At 37.8% G+C, this 19,854-nt stretch carries 19 protein-coding genes; 10 read left to right on the forward strand and 9 right to left on the reverse strand.

Annotated elements, in window-relative coordinates; translation table 11 throughout:
• Positions 1-20 precede the first annotated feature (20 nt).
• The 4 genes from C0J00_RS04375 to C0J00_RS04390 form a co-directional block, all read right to left on the reverse strand.
• A complete protein-coding gene (locus tag C0J00_RS04375; RefSeq protein WP_104967730.1) occupies positions 21-548 on the reverse strand; it encodes a DUF3278 domain-containing protein in 528 nt (175 codons plus the stop codon).
• Entirely contained in the window at positions 545-751 is a 207-nt protein-coding gene (locus C0J00_RS04380) for a helix-turn-helix transcriptional regulator (protein WP_104967731.1), read from the reverse strand. The genes C0J00_RS04375 and C0J00_RS04380 overlap by 4 nt, the downstream gene beginning before the upstream one ends.
• Before the next feature lie 192 nt (positions 752-943).
• Positions 944-1,564 (reverse strand): Pr6Pr family membrane protein, encoded by a 621-nt coding sequence (locus tag C0J00_RS04385; RefSeq protein ID WP_104967732.1) that lies wholly within the window; start codon positions 1,562-1,564, stop codon positions 944-946.
• Positions 1,565-1,634: 70 nt separating this feature from the next.
• The gene (locus C0J00_RS04390; RefSeq protein WP_104967733.1) at positions 1,635-2,582 is read right to left on the reverse strand and encodes a hypothetical protein; all 948 of its coding nucleotides are present in this window, start codon (positions 2,580-2,582) and stop codon (positions 1,635-1,637) included.
• Between the two features lie 110 nt (positions 2,583-2,692).
• Here C0J00_RS04390 and serB point away from each other — a divergent pair, with 110 nt between their 5' ends.
• The 3 genes from serB (at position 2,693) to C0J00_RS04405 (ending at position 4,888) form a co-directional block, all read left to right on the forward strand.
• Positions 2,693-3,337 carry a phosphoserine phosphatase SerB gene (serB, locus tag C0J00_RS04395; protein WP_104967734.1) on the forward strand — a complete coding sequence of 215 codons (645 nt, stop codon included), beginning with the start codon at positions 2,693-2,695 and terminating at the stop codon, positions 3,335-3,337.
• Positions 3,338-3,807: 470 nt separating this feature from the next.
• Positions 3,808-4,170: an iron chaperone gene (locus tag C0J00_RS04400; RefSeq protein ID WP_104967735.1), complete on the forward strand. Its 363-nt coding sequence runs from the start codon at positions 3,808-3,810 to the stop codon at positions 4,168-4,170.
• Positions 4,160-4,888, forward strand: coding sequence for a pseudouridine synthase (locus C0J00_RS04405; RefSeq protein ID WP_104967736.1), 729 nt, complete (start codon positions 4,160-4,162; stop codon positions 4,886-4,888). Before C0J00_RS04400 ends, C0J00_RS04405 begins: the two co-directional genes overlap by 11 nt.
• Positions 4,889-4,946: 58 nt before the next feature.
• Here C0J00_RS04405 and C0J00_RS04410 read toward each other — a convergent pair whose 3' ends face one another.
• Positions 4,947-6,188, reverse strand: a complete 1,242-nt coding sequence (locus C0J00_RS04410) for an aminopeptidase (RefSeq protein ID WP_104967737.1) — start codon at positions 6,186-6,188, stop codon at positions 4,947-4,949.
• 165 nt (positions 6,189-6,353) lie between these two features.
• Between C0J00_RS04410 and C0J00_RS04415 the strand changes: the two genes are divergently transcribed.
• From C0J00_RS04415 to C0J00_RS04430, 4 genes are all read left to right on the forward strand, one after another.
• Complete coding sequence (locus C0J00_RS04415) at positions 6,354-6,485, forward strand: DUF4044 domain-containing protein (RefSeq protein WP_018379768.1); 132 nt, start codon at positions 6,354-6,356, stop codon at positions 6,483-6,485.
• 45 nt (positions 6,486-6,530) lie between these two features.
• A complete protein-coding gene (gene obgE / locus C0J00_RS04420; protein WP_104967738.1) occupies positions 6,531-7,844 on the forward strand; it encodes a GTPase ObgE in 1,314 nt (437 codons plus the stop codon).
• 411 nt (positions 7,845-8,255) lie between these two features.
• On the forward strand, positions 8,256-8,810 hold the full coding sequence (locus tag C0J00_RS04425) for a GNAT family N-acetyltransferase (RefSeq protein ID WP_104967739.1): 555 nt from the start codon (positions 8,256-8,258) through the stop codon (positions 8,808-8,810).
• Between the two features lie 14 nt (positions 8,811-8,824).
• Positions 8,825-8,986 (forward strand): hypothetical protein, encoded by a 162-nt coding sequence (locus C0J00_RS04430; protein ID WP_104967740.1) that lies wholly within the window; start codon positions 8,825-8,827, stop codon positions 8,984-8,986.
• Between the two features lie 96 nt (positions 8,987-9,082).
• On the opposite strand, the gene C0J00_RS04435 is transcribed toward C0J00_RS04430, so the two are convergent.
• Both C0J00_RS04435 and C0J00_RS04440 read right to left on the reverse strand, forming a co-directional pair.
• On the reverse strand, positions 9,083-10,837 hold the full coding sequence (locus tag C0J00_RS04435; RefSeq protein WP_104967741.1) for a glycerophosphodiester phosphodiesterase: 1,755 nt from the start codon (positions 10,835-10,837) through the stop codon (positions 9,083-9,085).
• Positions 10,838-10,901: 64 nt separating this feature from the next.
• Positions 10,902-12,407, reverse strand: a complete 1,506-nt coding sequence (locus C0J00_RS04440) for an ATP-binding cassette domain-containing protein (RefSeq protein ID WP_104967742.1) — start codon at positions 12,405-12,407, stop codon at positions 10,902-10,904.
• A gap of 234 nt (positions 12,408-12,641) precedes the next feature.
• On the opposite strand from C0J00_RS04440, the gene C0J00_RS04445 reads away from it, so the two are divergent.
• Positions 12,642-13,145: an AAA family ATPase gene (locus tag C0J00_RS04445; protein ID WP_104967743.1), complete on the forward strand. Its 504-nt coding sequence runs from the start codon at positions 12,642-12,644 to the stop codon at positions 13,143-13,145.
• Positions 13,146-13,175: 30 nt separating this feature from the next.
• Here the strand turns inward: C0J00_RS04445 and C0J00_RS04450 are convergent, their stop codons facing one another.
• Positions 13,176-13,916: an amino acid ABC transporter ATP-binding protein gene (locus tag C0J00_RS04450; protein WP_104967744.1), complete on the reverse strand. Its 741-nt coding sequence runs from the start codon at positions 13,914-13,916 to the stop codon at positions 13,176-13,178.
• Entirely contained in the window at positions 13,916-16,096 is a 2,181-nt protein-coding gene (locus C0J00_RS04455; protein ID WP_104967745.1) for an ABC transporter substrate-binding protein/permease, read from the reverse strand. The genes C0J00_RS04450 and C0J00_RS04455 overlap by 1 nt, the downstream gene beginning before the upstream one ends.
• A gap of 374 nt (positions 16,097-16,470) precedes the next feature.
• On the opposite strand from C0J00_RS04455, the gene C0J00_RS04460 reads away from it, so the two are divergent.
• Both C0J00_RS04460 and uvrB read left to right on the forward strand, forming a co-directional pair.
• Complete coding sequence (locus C0J00_RS04460; RefSeq protein ID WP_104967746.1) at positions 16,471-17,397, forward strand: CPBP family intramembrane glutamic endopeptidase; 927 nt, start codon at positions 16,471-16,473, stop codon at positions 17,395-17,397.
• Positions 17,398-17,852: 455 nt separating this feature from the next.
• Complete coding sequence (gene uvrB, locus C0J00_RS04465; protein WP_104967747.1) at positions 17,853-19,844, forward strand: excinuclease ABC subunit UvrB; 1,992 nt, start codon at positions 17,853-17,855, stop codon at positions 19,842-19,844.
• The last annotated feature ends 10 nt before the right edge of the window (positions 19,845-19,854 follow it).

The raw sequence follows: 19,854 nt of genomic DNA on the forward strand, positions 1-19,854 counted from the left end.
GTGCGAATCCTTTCTAACTATTATTTCGTTTCTTCGATAATGACGATATGTGAAAGATATTTTTGACGATTAGCTATAAATAATATAATTGTCACTATCAAACTGATGGCTCCAATACCAGCTACCATTTGATAAAAGGAACGATCAGGATAGTGAATGCTTTTAGCCTCAAATCCTAAAAGATAAATCCCTAAAGAAAATAAAACAATAAATTGTATGATTGCAAGCAAGGCTGCTCTTTTGGTGAGATATAGTCGTGCTTGTTTGAAGTCTTCAGGACTAACTTCTAAATGCTTAGTGCCCAATTTTTTGATGAACTGATATTTTGCCATCTGAATACCAAAGAAAGATAGAACAGGTATGAGCTGCCATTCAGTTTGGCCCGTTATGGCCGTCAAAATCATGCTTATCATAATGCTAGAGTTTAGAAGCATAAAACAGACATTTCCAAAAGCATTTATTTTTGCTATAGAATATTCATCCAAAGTTCCCAAAATATGGTAATTTAAGCGAATCCATTTTTTATAAAGGGTATCATTTTGATTCATTTGAGCCTGCCTTTCCTTGATTCCCAAAACAGAGTATTGAGGTCACTGTGTAGCGTTTCAGCGAGTTTGATACAAAGATCGAGTGAGGGGTTATATTTATCATTTTCAATCAGGTTAATCGTTTGCCTAGCTACGCCAATCGATTTAGCAAGAGCGAGTTGCGAAATGCCCTGTTTGATCCGAAACTCTTTGACACGATTCATGAAAATCCTTTCTATTCTAAGTGAAATATCTTTGATATAAGACACCTTAAGTTAAAAAAATAAGAAATTAGGTTTTGTGTCACATATATATTACATTTTTTATTATATCACTGAATGAAGTGATGTCAACTATATATGACATATTTTAAAATAAAAAAAAAACGATACCAAGATCGTTTTTAGTCATATCGATTATTGCTTTTTACCGAGCCCTTTTTTCAAAGTAAGGAGGACAAAGCCAACTATAATGTAAGCCAACAGGATAAAAATGGTATTTTTACCAACTTGAGCCCAGCCATATTTGTTAACATTGATAAAAAAATAAGCAAAGGGACTATCTTCAGCACCAGGAATCCGCCATTTAAGGACTGTCCCGTTAAAAAGGGCAAAGATAAAATAAACTAATGGTGCACCAGTCCACCAAAAGGGGTCATACCAACGATAACTTTTTTGACGATCAATAAAAAGGGTATCTGCAATAAAGCCGATAGGGACCAGGTAGTGAACAATCATGTTTCTAATATTCCAAAATTCATCAGGTTCTGCTAAAGGAGCAAGCATAATATGGTAAACTAAAAAAGTGATTGTGATACTCATTGTGACAGCAGCTTTGATTCTCAATGTTTTAGTATCAGAAATCTTCCCTGACTTAGCTTCTCTGACTGCCAGATAAAAAAGAAATGAGAAAACAAGGATATTGGAAAGAACGGTATAGTAGAGTAACATTCCCCACCCATCTTGATAAATTTGCATTGATACGCCGATTAGCCCAAGAATACCGAGGCATAAGCGATAGATAAGAGTTTTTGACATGATAATCCTTTCTGTATTAAGAACTAGTCTACTCATTTTTAGATCATTTTTCAAGGTCATTTTAGAAAAATCATCGTTTTCTCATAAAAATTGTCAACCTTTCAAGTAGTTCTTGGGATTTTTGATGTAATGGATAAGGTAGCGAAGGCCCATGTGTTTGCATGGCAGTAGTTAAAATCCTCTTATCTTCAGAAGACAAGATATTAATAGAGTGCCAGTAGTTCAGTATGTCCAGCGATAAATCATCAAGACGCAGATTTCGCCGATGTTTTCGCCGACGGCATAAGGTTTGTAAAGCTTTATACCCTTCAGGCAAAAGTGATTCCTTATCTGTTTTAGTTTTTGGGAAATCCTTCTGAGTTTGTAAGTTCAGAGCTTGACGTAACTGTTCATTTTCAGCTTGCAGTATCTTGAGTTGTTGCCGGTAGTAGTCCTCGCGGGAAGATGGTGACATACTTTCAATAAAGAATTCAGGGCGATCTTCCTCTAGTAAAAAAGGTTTGATATAAGCAGTCCAAAGTTGCGTTAATTTGGCAAATTCTTCGGAACTGTAGGCATTATTACTTCCACCTTTATAAATCAAATCCTTTAAAAGTTTGTAATCATTAAAGGCATGAAAGTTATTATCCGGTCGCTCTCGGAAGACATCATTTTCTAAAAGATAAGTGAGTAGAGGTCTCGAGAAATTAGTTTTAGTGAATTCTGGAACTTGATTCTGACTGGCAAGACGTTTTAGATTGCCTAGTTTCTTGATTTCTTTAGCCGGTAAATAGTCAGTTGCAGCTGTAAAATACTCAATACAGTTAGCACCAATGTGAATCAAACGTTTGCCATTTTTAGCGTTGACTAGTTCGTACCAATCCTTTATCCCTTTGGTACCACATAGACAACGTATGGAACTATCAATTTCATTGTGGATTTTAGCGATGCTCTGCCATTCCTTGATAGCTGTCGGTAAATGCTTTGAAACGGAATTCTCCAATATTTTATCGGCTAATGGTTGACGAATTTTTCCCAAAATATAACTCCTTTACAAGTAAAAAAATATTATAGCATAATTATGGTGAAATGAGTCTTGCTATTGTATGAGGCTTTCGATACAATAAGTGAAACAAGTGGAGGTATATCATGGAAGAAGTTAAGGGACTTTTAGTCATGGATGTTGATTCGACTTTGGTCAAAGAGGAAGTGATTGACTTGCTGGGTGAGGAAGCAGGTGTCGGAGATTTGGTTGCTGACATTACTGAACGAGCTATGCGAGGAGAATTAGACTTTGAGGAAGCTTTAGCGGAGCGAGTTGCCGTGCTGAAGGGATTACCAGAATCTATTTTGAATAGGGTTTATGGCAAGATTCACTTTAATAACGGTGCTAAAGCACTAGTCGATGAACTGCATGCGCGTGGCTACAAGGTTGGCTTGGTGTCAGGTGGTTTTCATGAAACCGTAGATCGCCTAGCTAAGGAGTTGGGGATTGACTATGTCAAGGCGAATCGTCTGGAAGTCGTTGATGGCTATCTGACAGGAAAAACTTACGGTGATATTGTGACCAAAGAAACTAAGGTGACTAAATTAAAAGAATGGGCAAAAGCCAATAACCTTAAGCTCTCCCAAACCATAGCAATGGGAGATGGCGCCAATGACCTTCCTATGATCAAAAAAGCTGGTATTGGCATCGCCTTCTGCGCCAAACCAATCGTTAGAGAAGAAGCACCCTATCAAATCAATAAACCAGATTTATATAAGGTGATTGAGATAATAGATAAGAAAAAGTAAAACGTGTCCCAAGAGACACGTTTTTTAAATCATTTCAAAAAAATAGCACCGAATCGGTGCTCACTTTTTCAAGTTGTGTACGGACTAGCCTTATTTTAACTTGCTGTGTTGTTTCGAATGGTTCCAAAACCTAGCTAAAACATACAACGTGCATCCAGCAGTTTTAGAGCTGTGTTGTTTTTAGCGTAGGCTATATGTCTAGGCTATTTTGTTATATCTCAAAATAAATCGTGAGAGGATCGACTAGGTTCTCTTTCTGATATACAGATGATTTATTTAATTTTTATTCAAGTTGATCAGTTCAGTCCATTATGGTTGTTGCTGAAAATATTTCTCTTTAAATTTAAAAAATTCTTTGATATAATCACTGTGTTTAGGGAAGTTGATACTTACAATCGTTTCAGACGTTTAATGGTTAGTGATAAATAAAAGAGTTAGTAGAAAGCAATGACAAAAGACAGGATAAGATTATGAAAGAAGATAGTCAAGCTGTAAAGAACTATATTGATATGCATCATGTAGCTCACCGTGATTTCCTATTAAGGTTACGGAGTATGATTAAAGCCTATCTGCCCAGTAGTTGTGAAGGCATAGCTTGGTCAATGCCTTCCTATTGGCAAAATACTTATTTGATTCATTTTCAAGCTTTTAAACATCATGTCAATGTTTATGTTGGTCCTGAAGCAGTAGCTTATCTCCAAGAGAACTACCCTGAATTATCCTTTACTAAGCGAGGGTTTCAGTTGCGCTATGATCAGGAAATTCCTACTAACCCCCTAAGAGCTGTATGTCAATGGCAATTACAAAAGTACGGAGATAATGATGAGGCTTGATAAATTTTTAGTCGACAGCGGAATAGGCTCTCGCACACAAGTAAAAGCCATTCTTAAAAAGAAACAGATTACGGTAAATGGAAAGATAGAATCATCTCCAAAGGTGCATATAACTCCTGAAACGGATCAAGTGTGTTACGATGGAGCACCTTTAATTTATGAGCAATTTCTTTACTATATGCTGCATAAACCTTCAGGGGTCATTTCAGCAACTGAGGATGCTCACCATAAAACCGTTCTAGATTGTTTGGATGATCTAGCAAAACAAAAAGCTGTCTTTCCAGTTGGGCGATTGGATATTGATACCGAAGGACTGCTTTTATTAACTAACAATGGTCAGTTGGCTCATGCAATGCTATCACCTAAGAAGCACGTTGATAAGCTCTATCAAGCAGAAGTAGCAGGTATAATGACTAAGCAAGATCAATTATCTTTTCAGAGTGGTATCACATTAAGCGATCATGATAGTTTACCAGCTCAGCTCGACATTATTTCTGTGAATGAAGAAAGACAGACTAGCCTGGTTAATATCATCATTCAAGAGGGAAAATTTCACCAAGTCAAACGGATGGTAAAAGCCTGCGGTAAAGAAGTTACTTACCTCAAACGTCTTTCTATGGGCCCCTTATTACTTGATAATAGTCTAGAAAAAGGTGACTGGCGCCGTCTGACTGAAGAAGAATTAGCTGCTTTGGAAGTGTTTGGTGTACCATTATAGATAAAAACATCTCGTTTTAAAGTAAACGAGATGTTTTTTATATTCAATACGACAATGCTTAGATAGCCCATTCTCCACCACGGAAGATTGGCACAACCTTACCGTCAGCAGTGATACCGTCAATATCCATTTGATCAGAACCAATCATAAAGTCAACGTGTGCCGTTGAACGATTGAGCCCAGCAGCTTCTAATTCTTCATTGGACATTTCTGTACCACCTTCAATACTAAAGGCGTAAGCTTGACCGATAGCTAGGTGGTTTGAGGCATTTTCATCAAAAAGAGTATTAAAGAAAGTTAACCCTGACAATGAAATTGGCGTCTTATGAGGGACAAGAGCTACCTCACCAAGAGAACGTGCACCGTCACTTTCTTCGACTAAACGTTTGATGGTATCCTCGCCTTTTTTAGCAGTCACATCAACGATTCGGCCATTTTCAAACGTAAATGTCATATCTTCGATGATAACACCAGCGTAGCTCAATGGCTTAGTAGAAGAGACATAACCATCAGCACGACGGTAATCAGGGGCTGTGAAGACCTCTTCAGTAGGCATATTTGCAATGAACTCTTCACCTTGAGCATTGATACTACCAGCAGCTTCCCATAGGTGATTTTTAGGCATGCCGAGTGTCAAATCAGTTCCTGGTGCAGTATAGTGGAGAGCATCAAATTGATATTTGTTCAAGATATCAGCTTTAGCAACCAAGTTTGCTTGGTGTTCATCCCATGCTTTGATAGGGTCTTCTTCGTAAACGCGGTTTAGTTTGAAGATAGTGTCCCAAAGGGCATCGATTTGTTCTTCTTCACTAGCTAAGTCAGGAAAGACAAGGGCAGCCCATTCTTTACCTGAAGCAGCGGCTAGGTTCCAGCTGACTTTATTAGATTGTGTTGCTTCACGTTGTGCGGCAAGAGCAATAGCTTGAGCTTGAGTAGCCTTAGACAAGCGCTCTTGATCAACAACGGAGAAAACATTTGGATCAGAAGATCGGATGACTAGTCGGCTAGCTTTTTTCTCTAAGAAATAATCTGATTTTGCAACAACATAGTCAGCAACACTTGTTACACGCTCTTCATCAGCGTGCAGGAAGCGATCTCTTGTGATCTGATCATCGATATAATCAACAACAACCTCAGCAGCCCCATATTGGTAGGCAAATTTGGTTAATAAACGAGCAAAATCAACCTGGTCAACACCTATAGAAATAACGAGAGTATGTCCTTTTTGGACATTCACACCTTTAGCAATCAATAATTCAGCGTACTTAGCTAAATGAGCTTGAAAATTTGGTAAAACCATAACGATCTCCTTTTCACATAATGGTTCTATTTTACCATAAAAACGCTTTAAAATCACAATTTTTCGACAATTTTACTCATGTAGGACTTGACTGGTATTAGTTGATATATGACTTAATTCATGGTATTATTTTAAGAGATAAATTCAGAAAAAGAGGTATATCTTTTGGCATTTGGTGATAATGGTCCACGTAAAAAAACAGCATTTCAAAAATTAACAATTGTAGTCGTCTTTTTGATGGTTATCATAACTGTTGCTGGTCTTGTTGTATCGGCACTAGGTTCATTAGGCTGGTAGAAAAACGCTGTAAAGCGTTTTTTTCTGCTAAGAAAAGAGGAAAATATGAGTATGTTTCTAGATACAGCCAAGATTTCGGTTAAGGCTGGACGTGGCGGAGATGGTATGGTTGCCTTCCGTCGTGAAAAATATGTCCCAGACGGTGGTCCATGGGGCGGTGATGGCGGCCGTGGCGGTAACGTTATTTTTGTTGTAGATGAAGGACTTCGTACCTTGATGGATTTTCGTTACAACCGTAAGTTCAAGGCTAAAGATGGCGAAAAAGGAATGACTAAAGGAATGCACGGTAAAGGTGCACAAGACCTTTATGTGAAGGTTCCCCAAGGAACCACAGTTCGTGATGCAGAGACTGGAAAAGTGCTAACCGACTTAATTGAAAACGGTCAAGAATTCGTCGTTGCCCGAGGCGGTCGAGGTGGTCGAGGTAATATCCGCTTTGCGACACCAAGAAATCCTGCACCAGAAATTGCTGAAAATGGCGAACCTGGTGAAGAACGTCAACTTGAACTTGAATTGAAAATTTTAGCAGATGTCGGTCTAGTTGGGTTCCCATCAGTTGGAAAATCAACGTTATTGAGTGTTGTTTCAGCAGCTAAACCTAAAATTGGTGCCTATCACTTTACAACTATTGTACCTAATATTGGTATGGTTCGCACTAAATCTGGTGAGAGTTTTGTCATGGCTGACCTCCCAGGATTGATTGAAGGAGCTCATCAAGGTGTTGGTTTAGGGACACAATTCTTACGTCACATCGAGCGTACTCGCGTTATTCTCCATGTTATTGACATGTCTGCTAGCGAAGGTCGTGATCCTTTTGAAGACTACAAGACAATCAATAACGAGCTGGAGTCTTACAACCTTCGTTTGATGGAACGTCCGCAGATTATTGTGGCTAATAAAATGGATATGCCTGAATCACAGGAAAATTTGAAGACATTCAAGGAGCAATTGGCAAAAGACTACGATGAATTTGACGAATTGCCGATGATTTTCCCAATTTCAAGTATTGCTCACCAAGGCTTAGAAAATCTGCTTGAAGCAACGTCTGAACTCTTGGATAATACAGATGAATTCTTGCTTTATGATGAATCAGATATGCAGGATGATGAGGTATATTACGGCTTCAATCCAGATGAACGCCCATTTGATATTTCACGTGATGATGATGCTACTTGGGTCCTTTCTGGTGAGAAACTTGAAAAACTCTTTGTTATGACCAATCTCGAACGAGATGAATCTCTCATGAAATTTGCCCGTCAATTGCGTGGCATGGGTGTCGATGATGCCCTTCGTCAACGTGGTGCTAAAGATGGGGACATCGTCCGTATTGGCAACTTTGAGTTTGAGTTCGTAGACTAGTATACAAAGTCCATTAATCAGTCACAATAAAAATAGGTGATTGAATGAAGAAGCGTAGCTTCTAGGAAAATCGATCTTTTTGTATAGAAGGTAGACCGTGTTCAATGTGACTAGTGTTGTAAGCTCTTCTAGTCACAAAGGTAACTGAAGAACTGCGGTAGATACTATGGTGGACTACCTATCAATCATACGATAGTCTTTTGAATTAACTTTGATACATCGTCGTTTTCAACTTGCCGTATTCTGGAACTGTCTACATCTCAGTTCTGTGTCTGAAACCTAATTCATTTGACTATAACTACGAAAACAGTAAGCTTAGCCCTTTCTCCTTTGTGTTCTATGTCATGAGTTGAGAAATGGCTAGCGAAGTGATTTGACGATGTCTTTCAAAATTAGTTGGAGTTTTAACAAATGAATCACAAAGGAACAGTGCAACTCGAAACAGACCGACTGATTCTAAGGAAATTTCAGTTTGAAGATGCTGAGCCCATGTTTGACAACTGTTGGTCTGAGCTTGATGTTTGGAAGTGGACAAGTTATGATGAAATGTCCTGTGTTGCTGATCTTGTAGAAAAAAATGGTTTATTCACAGATTGGTGGCTGTCTTTAAATGATCAAGCTAATCGTTATAATTGGGCCATTGTTTTACAATCAACCTCTCAACCCATTGGTCGTATCTTTGTCATAGAGCTTAGCGAGGAAAATGCAGAACTTGAAATTACCTATGAGATAGGAAAAAAATGGTGGTATCAAGGTTTAATGACAGAAGCACTGAAAGAAATCATTCGCTTTTTGTTTGAGGATGTTCAGGTTAACCGTATCGTAGCTTATCATGCTAAGGAAAATCCTGCCTCAGGCAAAGTTATGAAAAAAGTTGGTATGACATTTTGTAAAATGGTTCCAGGTGCCTATACTTGCCATGCAGGCACTTTTGATAGTTATTACTATTCGATTGAAAATCAATAAAGCAGGAGGTTGTTATGGGAGATAAACCTATATCTTTTAAAGATAAAGATGGTAATTTTGTTTCGGCAGCCGATGTTTGGAATGCTGCCAAGCTAGAAGAACTGTTCAATCAATTGAATCCCAATCGCAAATTGCGATTAGAGCGTGAAAGAAAAGCCAAACAAAATGATGAATGATTGCTAAAAAAAGCATGCCAATTCTCACGAGGAGAATAGCATGCTTTTTATTTATGTGAGTTTCAGTCTGTTAAACTTTGTCTATTTAGGTCTTGTTTAGTCCAAGTTAAAGAGACGGCTAATGACTGAAAGATAATCTTGATTTTCCATTAAATGCTTTTGTTTACGGCGGGCTTTATTAGGATAATCGGTGATAATACCGTCGACAGAAGATTGTAAATAGGTTTTCAAATCATCTTGATCGTTAATAGTCCAGATGTATAACTCTTTTTTTCTCTTATGGGCTAGCTTTGCCAGATGGTTACTATATGAAAATTCTTCAATGGCATAGAAATCAACCTTAGTTGAAGCAAAATCTCCAAATTGAAAAGTGATGACATGACCAGTTTCAATATCTGGGCGATGCTTTTCAATGCTTTCTATTAAAGGCAAATCAAGAGACATAATCTTACTTCCCGGATTTAGCGGTAGTGACCTTAATTCTTTTAGAAAAGCTGTTCCATAGTTTTTCTGATTTTTCGTGGTTTTTAACTCGATAAGCAAGGGCATCTTTAGCTTTGTAGCTTTTTCTAAAAATGTTTTCAGAGAGACGATTTGGCTTATATGGCCATTTTGACGGAGCCTTTTTCCAATAATATCTTTCGCTTTAGACTGACTGATAATAGTTGATTTACCACTTAAACGTTGGAGATTATCATCATGAACAACCACAAATTTTTGATCTTTGGTCATTAAAACATCAATTTCGACCATGTCAGCTTTGGCCTTTTTTGAGGCTTTGAGCCCTTCTAAAGAGTTTTCAACAGCCATGTCAACGAAACCTCGATGAGCAATAATGTCAACTTCCTTAGGATTGCTGCTACTAAGTATATTGATATTGTATAAAAAGGCTCCTAGAGCAATAAAGCAATTGAGAAGTAGCATCCTCACCCATCGACTCTTTTTTCGCTTAGGACTTGGTTCAATATCGACAACGTCATGTTGTTCGAGATCAAGTATCAAATAGGATACAGAAGCCAGTTTGATGAGAAGGCTGGCAATAAAAACAATAAACCAGACCAGACTGAGTAAGCTAACTTGAAGGAACCATAACTGACTACTATCTTTTGGAAATACAAGATAAACGATACCTAGAAGTAGTCCAGAGGTAATGAAAGCGACAAAGCTAATGACACCTGAAATAATAGCTAGACCACTTAACGTTAAAAATGAGCGACCGGAAGTCATTCTCCAGCTAGTCTTTAAATTTTCAGTAAAGTGTGTCTCTTTTTGAATAATCGTCAAGGGTAAGGTACAAATAAAGCGAGCATTGATGTAAAAAATCAGGATATAGGCTAGCATCAGACCGACTTGGCCCAGGCTTGTTTTTTGCAATTCCCCAGTAATAAATGTTGGAATGTATAGCCGTTCGATGAGAGCTGATGAAAAGAAAAAGCGAAGGACTGGGATGGTTAGTAATAAATAAGCTAGAAAACTTAACAAGTGGCGGCCACTAATACTAAATAAAAATTGCTTAAAATCAGTTTTTATTCGCTTAAATCCTAGCTCTATAGGCGTCTCTTTATAGCGTAGCATTTCCACCAAAAAGGAAAATTCCATAAAAACTAAGAGAGCTAGAATAATGAGATAAATGATTAAGAGTAAGAAAGTGACAGGATTTGCTAGAAAACTAAAGATATTATCCAGTGATAAACCAGGATAGCCAGAAGAAATCAAAATACCACGAAATAACCAAGATAAAAGATAAGACCCTCCAATCGTTAGAGTAAGCTGTAGGAAGGTTGTTCGGAGACTATAAATAATAAAATGTTTATAGATGTCATGTAAGACAGCAAGCAGTTTGATAATCATAGGATACTTTCTGTTGATGTGATTCTTCTATTTTATCAAAAAAGCTTGCATTGGTGGGAAGGAATTACTTTAATGGTTTAAGGTTTTGACGATTTAACTGATAACACTTACTTACACATTCTTTAATATAATACCTATCGTGGGAGACACTGATAATAACGCCTGGGTAGTTTTTTAACATTTCTCGAATGATGGGTTGACTAGTCGGTGAGAAGTGTCGAGTGGGTTCATCTAAAATAATCACACGATTATGGGCTAAGATCATTTTAGCCAAGAATAGTTTAGCTTTTTGCCCACCAGATAGTGCTGCTAAAGAATGACGTATTTCATCGGAGGTAAACCGTAGACTTGCTAGAAGTGTTTTGACTGTTTCTTCTTTACTTACCTCTATTAAAAACTCAAAAGTGGAAAGATTTGGAGGCATTAGCTCTTCATAATGTTGCGGCATATAGCCAACAGATAAACCTTCTTTTTCTCTCATTTCTGCTAAGATTTGTTTGAGTAATCGTGTTTTACCGATACCATTTTGGCCCGTAATGACTAGTTTATCTTGTCCACGTATCAGTAAATCAACAGTTTGTCCAGTTTCTAGTTGTTTATTTTCCCAGTGAAGCAGAACCTTATTGGAAGGAAGGGGTGTGATTTCTGAAAAGAAAAGGTTAATCGTATCCATATCTTGTGGGATTTCAGTGAAATTTTTAGCCTCTTTTTCATAACGTTTTTCTTGAGAAAGGACCGTTTTTAATTTTTGGGCTAGAAGTCTTCCAGCAACATCGTTTTTAGTATGTCGTAGTTGATGCTCTACGCTTTGATGGATGCGGTGACTTCGATCCATACGGTCTTGGTGTTCTTTTCGCTCTTTATTGGCGAGTTGTAGCTGTCGTTGGTATGTCTTTCTGCGATTTTCCTTGTAATCCTTATAGTTTCCATGAAAATAGCTGGCGCGTGGACTGGTCCGTTTTTTTAGAAGTTCTAAATGGAGAATAGCAGTTGCTGTATTTTCTAGAAAAACGTCATCATGAGAGATAAAAATAATGGTTTTATCAGATTGAGCAATAAATGATTCTAACCAATTCAAACTGTCTAAGTCTAAATCACTAGATGGTTCATCTAAAATTAATAAATCTGGATCCTGTGCTAAGAGTTTTAGTAGCTGTATTTTTATTTTTTCACCACCAGATAAACTAGCCATGGTTTGATGGTTAGTTTCGAATCTTTCGATATCCATATGGAAATGATCAGCTAATTTGTAAAATAAAGAAAAATCGAAAAGACTATAGTCAATGTCTTGATAGATAAAATCCGTCACTAACTGCTCAAGTTGATTTCTTGAAAGGCTCTGTGGTAAGTAAGCTATATTGTGAAAGTGATTGATAACCTTTCCTTGACTATCTAGATAATCTGAAATTAATTCAACATCAATAATAGCTTTGATGAGACTGGATTTCCCTGTTCCTTCCTCTCCGATAATAGCTAATTTATCACCACTATTGACAACTACATTTAGGTCTTTAACTAAATCTTGTAGATCTTTTTGGTGAGTCAGTGTTAAATCTTGAATGTGTAACATAAATACCTCCTTGAACAAATTAAAAACTCCCTACTTTATCAAGTAGAGAGTTTGGGTATGCAAAGAGACCTGCAAATATAACAGACAGGAATAAAAGAGCACACTAAAAAACAAAACTTGATAAAGTTATCATATTTTGTTTTTTTAGTGAATCATGTGCTCCCTACCTCCAAATATTATTAAATTGATACTAACACAATTTGAAATCGCTGTCAATTCTGTTATGATAGACTTATGGAAAAAATTATTATTATTGGATGTCCTGGTTCAGGGAAATCTACTCTGGCAAGACGACTCGCAAGACTAACTAAACTATCCTTGTATCACTTGGATATGATGAATTGGCAGGTAGATAAGACCACGGTGGCAACAGAGGTATTTATAGAGCGCCAAATGCAGGTTCTTAGTCAAGATACTTGGATTATTGATGGCAATTATGGTAGTACTTTAGATCTGCGTATCAAAGCTTGCGACACTATTGTTTTCTTGGATTATCCTTTGGACATTTGTTTAGAAGGGGTTAAAAATCGGATTGGTAAAGTCAGACCGGATATGCCTTGGGTTGAAGAATCTCTAGACCAAGAATTTGTGGAGTTTATCAAAGGCTTTTCCCAGACTAGCCGTCCTAAAATCCTAAACTTTATGAAGCTTTATCCGAAAAAGACATGGTACCAATTCAAAAGCAGGGAAGAAACAGAACTATTTTTAAAGACAATCAAAAAATCATTCAAGTCATAGACCTGAATGATTTTTGATTATTATTGAAAATTAGTGACTAAGTACTTTATCAAGGAAATCTTTAAGTCGAGGGTGTTGAGGATTATCAAAGATTTGCTCTGGTGTACCATCTTCGATGAATTGTCCACCATCGGTAAAGATAACACGGTTTGCAACTTGACGAGCAAATCCCATCTCATGGGTAACAATCAACATGGTCATGCCTTGCTCGGCTAGATCTTTCATAACATTGAGAACATCTCCAACCATTTCAGGGTCAAGAGCAGATGTTGGTTCATCAAAAAGCATAATATCAGGGTTCATTGCTAATGAACGAGCAATGGCAACACGTTGTTTCTGACCACCCGATAAACTCTCTGGGAGAGCGTCACGTTTTTCAGCTAAACCTACTTTTTCAAGGAGTTCCATACCTTGTTTTTCAGCTTCAGCTTTACCTAATTTACCAAGTTCAATAGGCGCAAACATGATGTTTTCAAGAACCGTCATGTGTGGGAATAAATTGAAGTGTTGGAAAACCATCCCGATGTTTTCGCGAGCTTTGTCGATGTTAGTTTTTGGATCGGATAATTCAAAACCATCAACGATAACCTTACCACTTGTGATTGTTTCTAGTAGGTTTAAGGTCCGAAGGAAAGTTGATTTCCCTGAACCAGAAGGTCCGATGATACAAACCACATCACCTTCATAAAATTGAGCATCAATCCCTTTTAGGACTTCGTTATCGCCATAGGATTTGTGCAAATCTTGGACATCAATTTTTAATTCTGCCATTATTTAAGCCTCTTTTCTAGACGTTTTGCTAACTTAGTCAATAGAGTAATGATGACTAGGTAAATGATTGCAAGGATTGCATACATACGGAATGATTGGTAGTTACGAGCAATGATAATCTTACCAGTTTGGAAGAGTTCAACCAAGCCAATAGCTGAAACGATAGTTGTATCTTTTAATGAAATAACAAACTGATTGATGAAGTTTGGAAGCATTAATTTGACAGCTTGAGGTAAAACAATCTTACGCATGGTCGTTTTGTAAGGAATACCAAGGCTTCGGCTAGCTTCCATTTGCCCACCAGGAACAGCTTCAATACCACCACGAACAATTTCTGCAATGTAAGCTCCGCCATTCAAAGAGAGAGCAATAGTTGCTGCGACAAAGTCATTGATTGGTGATTGCTTGCCTGTGATACTTTCAATCAAGTTAGGAATTCCCCAGAAGATGAAGGCTGCTACAATCATCAATGGGATACCACGTACGACATCTACGAAGACAGATGACATGACACGGAGTACCTTGTTCGGAGCTACAGCCATCATACCAAAGATAATACCGATAATCATAGCGATAGCAAATGAAATGAGGGTCAGACTAAGCGTTGTACCAAGACCTGAAAGGAGTTGGTTGTAGTTGTTTTTAATCAAACCAAGGATAGTTGTCTCATCAATAGTTTTTTCTTTATTATCTTCAGCACCTGTTGAAGTAGCAAGGTATTTTTTGACTAGCTTATCGTAGGTACCATCTTCTTTGAGGGCAGCCATACCATTGTTGAACATTTCGATAAGTTCCGGATTCGTTCCTTTTTTAACAGCAAATCCAACTTGACCAGAAGGCTCTCCCTTGATTGGTGTTTCAAATTGACGTCCTTGTTGGATGGCGTAAGCCAAAACAGGTTCATCATCCATAAGCGCATCGATTGAGCCTGAGTTCAAGCTGTCGTACATCGTAGACGCTTCATCAAAGGCTTTTAACTTATAGCCATATTTATCTTTGTTGCTAGCAAGGAAATCGTAAGAAGAAGTACCGTTTTTAGCACCAACGGTTTTTCCTTTCAAATCTTTATATGAAGAAACATCTGTTCCTTTTTTAATAGCAAGGATGATATTGGTTGTGTAATATGGATCAGAGAAATCAAAGGTACCTTTACGTTCGTCGGTGATTGTCATACCGGCAATAGCACCATCAGCTTGACTAGACTGAACAGCATTAAGTGCAGCATCGAAGCCGACATTGTTGATTTTGATTTTGAAGCCTTGTTGTTTAGCAATTGCCTTAATCAAGTCCATATCAAAACCAGTATATTTACCAGAATCATCTTGGTATTCAAATGGTGCAAAAGATGTGTCAGAAGCGATGACATATTGCTCTTTTTGTGGTTGTGCCTTGGCATTAGCATCACCAGTTGATTCTAGTTTAGCAATTGTTGCTTCTTTACCGAGCCATTTGGTCATGATTTCATCGTAGGTACCATCTTTTTTCATGTCAGCAAAAGCTTCGTTGAAATCTTTGATGAGGTACTCATACTGACTACCTTTTTTAACAGCAAAGGCAAAACTTCCGACTTTTTCGCCATCCATATTGATAGCGTAATTTTTACCTTGTTTAATCGCAAATTGAACAACAGGTTCATCATCCATAGCTGCAACAATAGAGCCTGAATCAAGACTGTTATTCATGAGATCACCGGTATCGAAAGTTTTTACTTTGAAGTTATATTTCTTCTTGATGTTATCTAAGAAAGTTTGAGCTGCAGTACCGTTTTTGACACCAACAGTTTTACCTTTTAACTGACTGTATTTTGTAATGTCGTTACCTTTTTTAGTATAAAGAACGACAGCAGTGTCATAGTAAGTATCAGAGAAAGTAAAGACTTTTTGTCGTGGTTCAGTAACTGTTGTACCAGCCATCAAGGCATCAGCTTGGCCAGCTTGTACAGCATTTACTGCGGCATCAAAGCCAGGGAAGGTCATATTAATATCCCAATTCTTACGTTTCGCAACTTCATTGATAATATCAACATCAATTCCTTTGTAAGTTTGGTCAGAATCTTTGAATTCAAAAGGTGCATAAGCAGTATCAGATACAATATCAATCGTATCTGCAGCAACACGAGCACCGAACACAAAGAAAACAGAAACAAGCGTTAACAGAAATGCTTTAAATTTCGTCTTCATGTTCATCTCCTTATATAAAAAAATTATAGCTCATTATAGCAAAAAAAATGAAAAAGAGCAATATTTTGATAAGGCTGTGTTATAAAACCTAACATATCGATTGTTTTACTTAAAAATCCATGCGATTAAGTTAGTTCCATTCAGCAATAATGATCATCTGTATTCTTTTCATTCTTGTTAATGTTCTTCGTTTTTCTACCTTCAAAGGCATTAAAGGACCTTTCTTGATGAGCGGTTTAGGAAATCGTTGGTTGGTATGTAAGGAGATAAGGATTAAAAATCACAACTAAACTCATAAAACAGTTGGATAATGTAATTAAAAAAGAAATTATAATATAATAAAATAATTATAAAAGCTAGGAGGAAGCTAAAAAATGAAAAAACTATTAATAAATCGATTTGATTCCTATCAAAAATGGCCCACTTGGCTTCTAGTCTTACTAGGATGTGGTTTCGTTGAAGCCTGTTTTTGGGTAGGAAATATTATCTTTGGAATTGTTTTGATTTCTTGTTTACTACTTTTCATTCTATTGACTGGTCAGCCCTTAGATTTTAATGCTTTTATGGATGATGTTCATATTGATTTGATATCATTTGCTTTTGTGGCAATGATTCTGTTTGTATGGGTGAAATGGGTTGAAAAACGTTCACTAGTGACGCTTGGCTTCTATAAAGAAAAATGGTTGAAAGAGTTACTTATAGGTTTCGGAGTAGGTGCTTTACAGTTTAGTTTGTCCCTGTTATTGGTGTATTTGTTAGGAGGAAGTCAGTTCAAAGGAGTAGACGTTTCAAGTACAACACTTTTGTTTGTTTTATCAATTATTCCTTTCTGGTTGATTCAAGGTGGAACAGAAGAACTCCTAACTAGAGGATGGTTACTTCCCTTGATTCATAGCCGACTAGGGTTGCCTATAGCTATCGGTATTAGTAGTTTCTTATTTGGGTTAATGCATCTAGGTAATGATCACATAACATTCTTTGCATTCCTAGATTTGATTTTATCAGGGATTGTTATGGCTCTATACATGTTATATCGTGATAATCTGTGGAGTGTTGTTGGCTTACATGGGGCTTGGAATTTTGTTCAAGGGAACATTTATGGCATTGAGGTATCAGGAAGTGATCCCGGAGTTTCCATTTTTCATTTTGCTAGCAATCCTAATGCCCCAACTTGGCTATCAGGAGGAGGTTTTGGCATTGAAGGTAGCTTGATAACTTGTTTAGTAGAGCTAGTATTTATTTTGGTTATTCTTTATCTGATGAAAAATAAGGATAAGATAGCGGATGGAAGTAACATCTAAATTTGTTATATGGAATTCCTTATAATACCTTACGGCAGTGGTTGGTGGGAGCCCTGTTTAGCAATAGATCACTTTTAGAGTTTATCCTGCACAGTTACTTAGCTACTTTAATTCCAATCAACCGTCGCTGAGTGGCTTTTGCTATCTTCAACCTCAAAACGACTTTCAGACCTCAATAGCTTTTCGTATTTCTAACCCCATGGTCATTTCCCTTGACTGTGGGAACTGTGTTGAGTATTAAAAAAGGTTAGGGAAAGAAATGAAGTTTAGTTTGTAAAATAGCTGTAAAAAACTATCCAGCGGACAGTTTTAGATGAGATATAAAATAGGATCGCACAGATAAATGTCTTTTAATTATTGGGAGTCCTTTCCCATGTAAGATGATTGTCGATACGTCATTTTCTTGTGTAAACTTTTTTTCTATCGATAGTAAAATACTATGATAAAATAGAGGCATGATAGATAGACAAGAACATAATACTTTCAAATTAGTATCTAAATACCAACCTTCAGGAGATCAACCTCAGGCTATTGAACAGTTAGTTGATAATATTGAAGGGGGTGAAAAATCACAGATTCTCTTAGGAGCAACAGGCACTGGTAAAACCTATACCATGAGTCAAGTCATTAGCAAGGTTAATAAGCCAACTCTTGTGATTGCTCATAATAAAACGCTGGCAGGTCAGCTCTACGGCGAGTTCAAAGAATTCTTTCCAGACAATGCGGTAGAGTACTTTGTTTCTTACTATGATTATTATCAGCCGGAAGCTTATGTGCCGTCATCAGATACTTATATTGAGAAGGATTCGTCGGTTAATGATGAGATTGATAAATTAAGGCACTCAGCAACGTCAGCGCTTTTGGAGCGTAATGATGTTATTGTCGTTGCATCCGTCTCTTGTATTTATGGGTTGGGGTCACCTAAAGAATATGCCGATTCAGCTGTTTCTTTGAGACCTGGTCAGGAGATTTCTCGAGATCAGTTGCTCAATCAACTAGTGGATATTCAGTTTGAACGAAATGATATTGATTTCCAACGTGGTCGTTTTCGTGTGCGTGGTGATGTGGTAGAGATTTTCCCGGCTTCTCGGGATGAACATGCTTTCCGTGTTGAATTTTTCGGCGATGAAATCGACCGTATCCGTGAAATTGAAAGTCTTACAGGAAAAAATTTGGGTGATGTCGAACACTTAGTGCTCTTTCCAGCCACGCACTTTGTGACCAACGATGAACACATGGAGCAGTCTATTGCTAAAATCCAAGCAGAATTAGAAGAACAACTGAAGCTCTTTGAATCAGAAGGTAAACTGCTAGAAGCCCAGCGCCTAAAACAAAGAACAGAATACGATATCGAAATGTTGCGTGAAATGGGTTATACCAACGGGGTTGAAAACTATTCCCGTCACATGGATGGTCGTAGTGAGGGGGAGCCACCTTATACCTTACTTGATTTTTTCCCCGAAGATTTCATGATTATGATTGATGAGAGTCACATGACCATGGGACAAATTAAGGGCATGTATAACGGTGACCGGTCTCGTAAGCAGATGCTGGTTGACTATGGTTTCCGTTTACCATCAGCACTTGATAACCGACCTCTTCGTCGTGAGGAATTTGAAAGCCATGTTCATCAGATTGTTTATGTATCAGCGACACCTGGTGATTATGAGAATGAACAGACGGATACAGTGACTGAGCAAATCATTCGTCCGACAGGTCTCTTGGACCCTGAGGTTGAAATTCGTCCGACCATGGGACAAATGGACGACCTCTTAGAAGAGATTACCATTCGTGCGGAAAAGGGCGAGCGGACCTTTATCACGACTTTGACCAAAAAGATGGCGGAGGATTTGACCGATTATCTCAAAGAAATGGGTGTCAAGGTCAAATACATGCACTCGGACATTAAAACACTTGAACGGACGGAGATTATTCGTGATCTTCGCTTGGGTGTCTTCGATGTTCTTATCGGAATCAATTTACTCCGTGAGGGAATTGATGTCCCAGAAGTTAGCTTGGTAGCGATTTTGGATGCTGACAAGGAAGGATTCCTCCGAAACGAACGTGGGCTTATCCAGACTATTGGTCGTGCTGCCCGTAACTCAGAAGGGCATGTGATCATGTATGCGGATAAGATTACCGAATCCATGCAGCGCGCCATGGATGAAACGGCTCGTCGTCGTGAGATTCAGATGCGCTATAATGAGGAACACGGTATCGTTCCACAGACCATTAAGAAAGATATTCGTGATTTGATTGCTATTTCCAAAGCTTCTGATACGGAAGTTGCTGAGGAAACAGTTGACTACACAGCTATGAACAAGTCAGAACGTCAAGAAGCCATCAAGAAACTGCAAAAACAAATGCAGGAAGCAGCAGAATTACTGGACTTCGAATTGGCGGCACAGATTCGCGATATGGTTTTGGAATTGAAGGCCATGGATTAGCAATTAGTGA

It is taken from the genome of Streptococcus pluranimalium, assembly GCF_002953735.1.
Lineage (GTDB): Bacteria > Bacillota > Bacilli > Lactobacillales > Streptococcaceae > Streptococcus > Streptococcus pluranimalium.

Bases quoted from the DNA above. Each gene is read 5' to 3' on its own strand.
- uvrB (WP_104967747.1), top strand. From the start codon at position 17,853: ATGATAGATAGACAAGAACATAATACTTTCAAATTAGTATCTAAATAC.
- C0J00_RS04405 (WP_104967736.1), top strand. From the start codon at position 4,160: ATGAGGCTTGATAAATTTTTAGTCGACAGCGGAATAGGCTCTCGCACA.
- C0J00_RS04375 (WP_104967730.1), bottom strand. From the start codon at position 548: ATGAATCAAAATGATACCCTTTATAAAAAATGGATTCGCTTAAATTAC.
- C0J00_RS04380 (WP_104967731.1), bottom strand. From the start codon at position 751: ATGAATCGTGTCAAAGAGTTTCGGATCAAACAGGGCATTTCGCAACTC.
- C0J00_RS04385 (WP_104967732.1), bottom strand. From the start codon at position 1,564: ATGTCAAAAACTCTTATCTATCGCTTATGCCTCGGTATTCTTGGGCTA.
- C0J00_RS04445 (WP_104967743.1), top strand. From the start codon at position 12,642: ATGGAAAAAATTATTATTATTGGATGTCCTGGTTCAGGGAAATCTACT.
- C0J00_RS04400 (WP_104967735.1), top strand. From the start codon at position 3,808: ATGAAAGAAGATAGTCAAGCTGTAAAGAACTATATTGATATGCATCAT.
- C0J00_RS04440 (WP_104967742.1), bottom strand. From the start codon at position 12,407: ATGTTACACATTCAAGATTTAACACTGACTCACCAAAAAGATCTACAA.
- C0J00_RS04450 (WP_104967744.1), bottom strand. From the start codon at position 13,916: ATGGCAGAATTAAAAATTGATGTCCAAGATTTGCACAAATCCTATGGC.
- C0J00_RS04425 (WP_104967739.1), top strand. From the start codon at position 8,256: ATGAATCACAAAGGAACAGTGCAACTCGAAACAGACCGACTGATTCTA.
- serB (WP_104967734.1), top strand. From the start codon at position 2,693: ATGGAAGAAGTTAAGGGACTTTTAGTCATGGATGTTGATTCGACTTTG.
- C0J00_RS04435 (WP_104967741.1), bottom strand. From the start codon at position 10,837: ATGATTATCAAACTGCTTGCTGTCTTACATGACATCTATAAACATTTT.
- C0J00_RS04430 (WP_104967740.1), top strand. From the start codon at position 8,825: ATGGGAGATAAACCTATATCTTTTAAAGATAAAGATGGTAATTTTGTT.
- C0J00_RS04410 (WP_104967737.1), bottom strand. From the start codon at position 6,188: ATGGTTTTACCAAATTTTCAAGCTCATTTAGCTAAGTACGCTGAATTA.
- C0J00_RS04455 (WP_104967745.1), bottom strand. From the start codon at position 16,096: ATGAAGACGAAATTTAAAGCATTTCTGTTAACGCTTGTTTCTGTTTTC.
- obgE (WP_104967738.1), top strand. From the start codon at position 6,531: ATGAGTATGTTTCTAGATACAGCCAAGATTTCGGTTAAGGCTGGACGT.
- C0J00_RS04460 (WP_104967746.1), top strand. From the start codon at position 16,471: ATGAAAAAACTATTAATAAATCGATTTGATTCCTATCAAAAATGGCCC.